Origin of the sequence: Prevotella sp. 885, from assembly GCF_002265625.1 — a bacterium.
Classification (GTDB): Bacteria; Bacteroidota; Bacteroidia; order Bacteroidales; family Bacteroidaceae; genus Prevotella.
Window position 1 is genome coordinate 1 of record NZ_NOVE01000096.1, and the last position, 4282, is coordinate 4282.

At 46.4% G+C, this 4282-nt stretch carries 3 protein-coding genes and 1 pseudogene; all 4 read left to right on the forward strand.

Annotation, left to right across the window (positions count from 1 at the left end; translation table 11 throughout):
• Positions 1-95 precede the first annotated feature (95 nt).
• Positions 96-575: a calycin-like domain-containing protein gene (locus CHL74_RS14885; RefSeq protein WP_094881963.1), complete on the forward strand. Its 480-nt coding sequence runs from the start codon at positions 96-98 to the stop codon at positions 573-575.
• A gap of 63 nt (positions 576-638) precedes the next feature.
• Positions 639-1283 (forward strand): DUF4903 domain-containing protein, encoded by a 645-nt coding sequence (locus CHL74_RS14890; protein ID WP_094881964.1) that lies wholly within the window; start codon positions 639-641, stop codon positions 1281-1283.
• A gap of 149 nt (positions 1284-1432) precedes the next feature.
• Positions 1433-3787, forward strand: coding sequence for a TonB-dependent receptor (locus CHL74_RS14895; protein WP_094881965.1), 2355 nt, complete (start codon positions 1433-1435; stop codon positions 3785-3787).
• Positions 3787-4155 (forward strand): annotated as a pseudogene (locus tag CHL74_RS14900) (HmuY family protein); the annotation flags it as partial. The gene CHL74_RS14895 and the pseudogene CHL74_RS14900, both read left to right, overlap by 1 nt.
• Positions 4156-4282 lie beyond the last annotated feature (127 nt).

Sequence of the window (4282 nt, forward strand, 5' to 3'; positions counted from 1 at the left end):
TAGACGATGATTATCGTGCCTATAAAAGATATGGTGCTTATAGATGGAGTAAATATCTTTAATATTAATTTTTATATTTTTTTAAAACAACAATTATGAAACATTTTATTTTGATGATTCTGGCTGTTGTCAGCATGTTTGTAATGCCTAACAAGGCTAATGCAAGTGATGGTTCTTCTTTAAAAGAAGGTGTTTACAAAGGTGCTTTGACTTATGTCTACATGAATGGTGACAAAGACCCATATAGCCCAATTGAGGCAGAATTGACTGTCAACGCAAACGGAACAATCAACTTGTATGTTGATGCATTCAAAATTGGCAAAATGCCAGGTACCATCACTATTGATGCTAAAAAAATTACTGTCACAGATGGCTCATTCAAACAAGATATTGACAAAGCCATCTTGTTCAAGATGCCTTTGATTTCTAAAAAGGAGTTCAAGGCTAATGTCGATGGTTCTCAGACTGGAAATGATTTGAAATTTACAGTTTCATCTATAGATGCTACCTACCTTGGAGTATCATTTAAAGCAGTTGTAACCTTTGAGGGTACTTGGAATCGTGAAGCAGAGTAAATACTTTTAATGTGTTTTAGAAGTTCACCCTTTGAATGGGTGGACTTTAAATGTTAATCGGAAATGAAGAAAACAATAAAGACACTTGCTTTGTTCTTGCTTTGCTTAATGTGCCTTATTTTGCAAGCATCATGTTCTTCTGATGAAGAAATTACAGATGCTGATGCAAATACAGAACTTGTGAAAGAGGCAACAAATTACCTGAATGGTGAAATTGTGCTTAGAACAAATGCAACGATGAATGGAGTGAACAAGACCCTTTTACCAGAGGGATGTCCTACAAAGTTTAAGTTTGAATGGAGTAAGACTGACGCACAAACTTTCACCATTTCTTTGCTTGACTTCACGGTCGGAAACATGGGAATGATTATCAATTTTAAGTGTGATGTCAAGACCATGGTTCTCAACTCTTGGGAGCAGAAAGAATATACAGGTGATGGTTGGATAAAGTTTAAGGGTGAAGACGGTTCTGTATGGGGAACAGATACAGACGGTTCTGCATCAAGTGCCAAAGGTAGTAGCGTACAAGGCTATTACAATGCCAAGACCCACGAAATACAGTTCATCGTTAACTACAACATGATGAACGTGCGTTCTGAGTGCTTCAAGCAGACCATTGACAAGTCTCGTCTCGCTACTTTTGAAACCGACAAGGCAAAGTATGAGGCAGACTTGGCTGCGTATAAAAAGGAGCACGGAATCAAATAAGAGACTGTAGCTTATATATAAAAGGAAAGAGGGATATGCCCAGACATGTCTCTCTTTCTTTTTGCAAGTAAAAAATGAAGGGAAGAGAAACAAGCCATAGCGAGGCTGAAATCGTGTAAGGATTTGGAAAAAATAGAATGACAATATAAATGAAGACAATTAGAAATGTAATGCTCATCGGCTTGCTGCTGATACTCGCCCTCCCTGTCGCTGCACAGCGAAAGGTGAAGTTCGATATCTTCGACAAAGCCACCGAGCAACCAATCATCGGTGCAGTCATCACCTACGCCGACAACGAGAAATTGAAATCGCCACAGCGTGTTGTTACCAACATGGATGGTGAGGCTACTGTCTCGGTGCCTCAGAGTGACAAGTGTTATTACCAGGTGGTATCCGTGGGCTATAACCCTCTGAGAGGAACCATCGGAAGCGACAGCTCCCTCAAGCTCTTCATGACCGAGGACGTGATGAAGGTGAATGAGGTGGTGGTTACTGGTTCCCGTACTGCCCGACCTATCAAGCTCTCGCCAGTGAGCACGCAGGTGATCGGCGGTAAGGAACTGGTAGATGCAGGCTATGCCGACCTGACCAAGGCTCTGCAACAGGAGACCCCGGGTATGAATATCCAGAAAGTGGGATTCGGCAACGAAATCTCCATGCAGGGATTGGATGCCCGCCACGTGCTCTTCCTGCAGGATGGTGAGCGACTGACGGGCGACATGGCTGGCAACCTCGACTATGAGCGATTCAACCTCCATGCCATCGACCGCATCGAAATCGTGAAGGGTGCCAGCAGTACCCTCTATGGAAGCCGTGCGTCGGGTGCCGTCATCAATCTTATCACCAAGAAGACCACCAAGCCTATCGACATTCAGGCTGGTGTACGCTGGGGACAGATGAACGAGACCAACTACAAGAATCCTTCCAAGAAGGACTTCCTGTATATGTTTGAGAAGAACGCCGACCGCCCGAACCTGCAGAGCTGGGTGTCGGCAGGATTCAACGCTGGCAAGGTGACCTCGCAGACCGACGTGTGGTACTCTTCGAGCGATGCCTTCTACATGTATCAGGCGGAGAACGACAAGAAGGTCTATACCCAAGAGGCGAACCCTTGGCTCGACCACGACGTGACCATTACCAGCGTGGCTTCCCGTCCGCCAATGGGCATCGAGGGCACGGAGCATATCTCGGTATCGCAGAAGGTATTCTACGACCCTTTCAAGAACCTGGAGATTCTTGCCTACGGTAGTGCGTTCTATATGAATACCTACGACCTCATTCAGGACATGACCTTCAGTCAGGCGCGTGACTGGACGGCTGGAACCAAGATTAAGTACTCCTTCAAGGATTGGTTCAAGATTACCGCCTCCCTTCATGGCGACTTCTACGACCGCTTCAAGCGCCACGAGCGCATTGACAAGCGTACCAAGGTGTATAAGAGCCGTATCTTCCAGCCTCGCCTCTCCATCACCTCGCAGAAGTTCGAGGGTCACGACCTCATCCTCGGCATCGAGCACCTGAGCGATGACCTGACGAGCGACCGATTCAACGGCGATGCCTCCCACATCATGCGCACCCGTTCATTAAAAGAGACGGAGGCTTTCCTGCAGGACGAGTGGACGATGAACGACCACTGGATGGTTTCGGCAGGTGTGAGAACCAACTTCAGCCGTGCTTTCGGACTGATGGCGATGCCTAAGATTGCCTTCAAGTGGAGTCCTTCGGATCACTGGGCGTGGAGAGCCAACTATTCGATGGGCTATCGTTCGCCAAGCATCAAGGAGCTGTTCTTCAACTGGGACCACCTGGGCATGTTCATGATTAAGGGTAACGAGGACCTGAAGCCTGAGAAGAACAACTACGTGAGTCTGGGCACAGAGTACTCGAACGATAACTTTTTCATCTCGGGCAATGTGTATGGCAACTTCTTCCGCAAGAAGATAGAGGGCGTATGGCGCATCTACGACATGCAGTATAACTTTGAATACACCAACCTCGCCAAGCAGAACCTCGTCGGACTGGAGACCATCATGCGCTGGCACTTCCTCAACCACTTCACGATGAATGCCACCTACAGCTACGTGAACGTGAGCAAGACGGAGGGCATCCAGGTGAACACCACTTCGCCTCATGCTGCCACGGCAAGCCTTGACTATAAGTACACGAAGAAGAACTACCGACTGGGCGCCACCTTCTCGGCAAGCTACATGGGTGAGAAGAAATTCGATGTGCAGGACCGACTCTCTGTAAACGGTGAGAGCCACGATGCCTACTTCCGCTGCAAATTGCCACAGTATGTATTGTGCAATCTGTCGGTGATTCAGACCTTCTATAATAAGGTAAAGGTAACTGTGGGTGTGGATAACATCTTTAACTATGTGCCAAAGACCTTAGGTTCGGGCATCACCATGTTTAACGTGCCAGCCACGGCAGGAGCCAAGGCGCATGTGCAGGTGGAAGTGTTGGTAGATGAATTGGTAAAAGCATTTAGAAAGAAAAAATAATGAAGAAAGCATTACTATATATAATAGGTATGGCAGCCGCAATGACGAGCTGCGTATCTTATGAGGCAGAGGACTTCACAGGTCATACCTTGCCCCGAAAAACAGGTTATAGCACTGGCGTGACAAACGACTGGCTCTATTTTGACCTGAAGACGGGACATCGCTATAATGTGCTGAATCCTAACCAGAGTGTCATCGCCTTTATTGACGGCAAGCCGATAGAGGAATATTTCCATTATAAAGGTACTACCAAGCTCGTAAAGTATTGGAGTGAGGGCGTACAGAAGAACATCTTCGAGGATGCAGAGCGTGATGAGAACGGCGATACCATCTTCACCAAGAATCAATCTACAGGCAAGTTAACTTATGGCTCATCCGATAAAGTCCGTGGCATCCCTACCCAAATATATCAACGATACATGATAGATTTTCCGTAAAGATGTTTACCTTTGCTGTATGAAAAATGATGTCAGCATTAATATGTACAAGGGACTT

Bases quoted from the DNA above. Each gene is read 5' to 3' on its own strand.
- CHL74_RS14885 (WP_094881963.1), top strand. From the start codon at position 96: ATGAAACATTTTATTTTGATGATTCTGGCTGTTGTCAGCATGTTTGTA.
- CHL74_RS14890 (WP_094881964.1), top strand. From the start codon at position 639: ATGAAGAAAACAATAAAGACACTTGCTTTGTTCTTGCTTTGCTTAATG.
- CHL74_RS14895 (WP_094881965.1), top strand. From the start codon at position 1,433: ATGAAGACAATTAGAAATGTAATGCTCATCGGCTTGCTGCTGATACTC.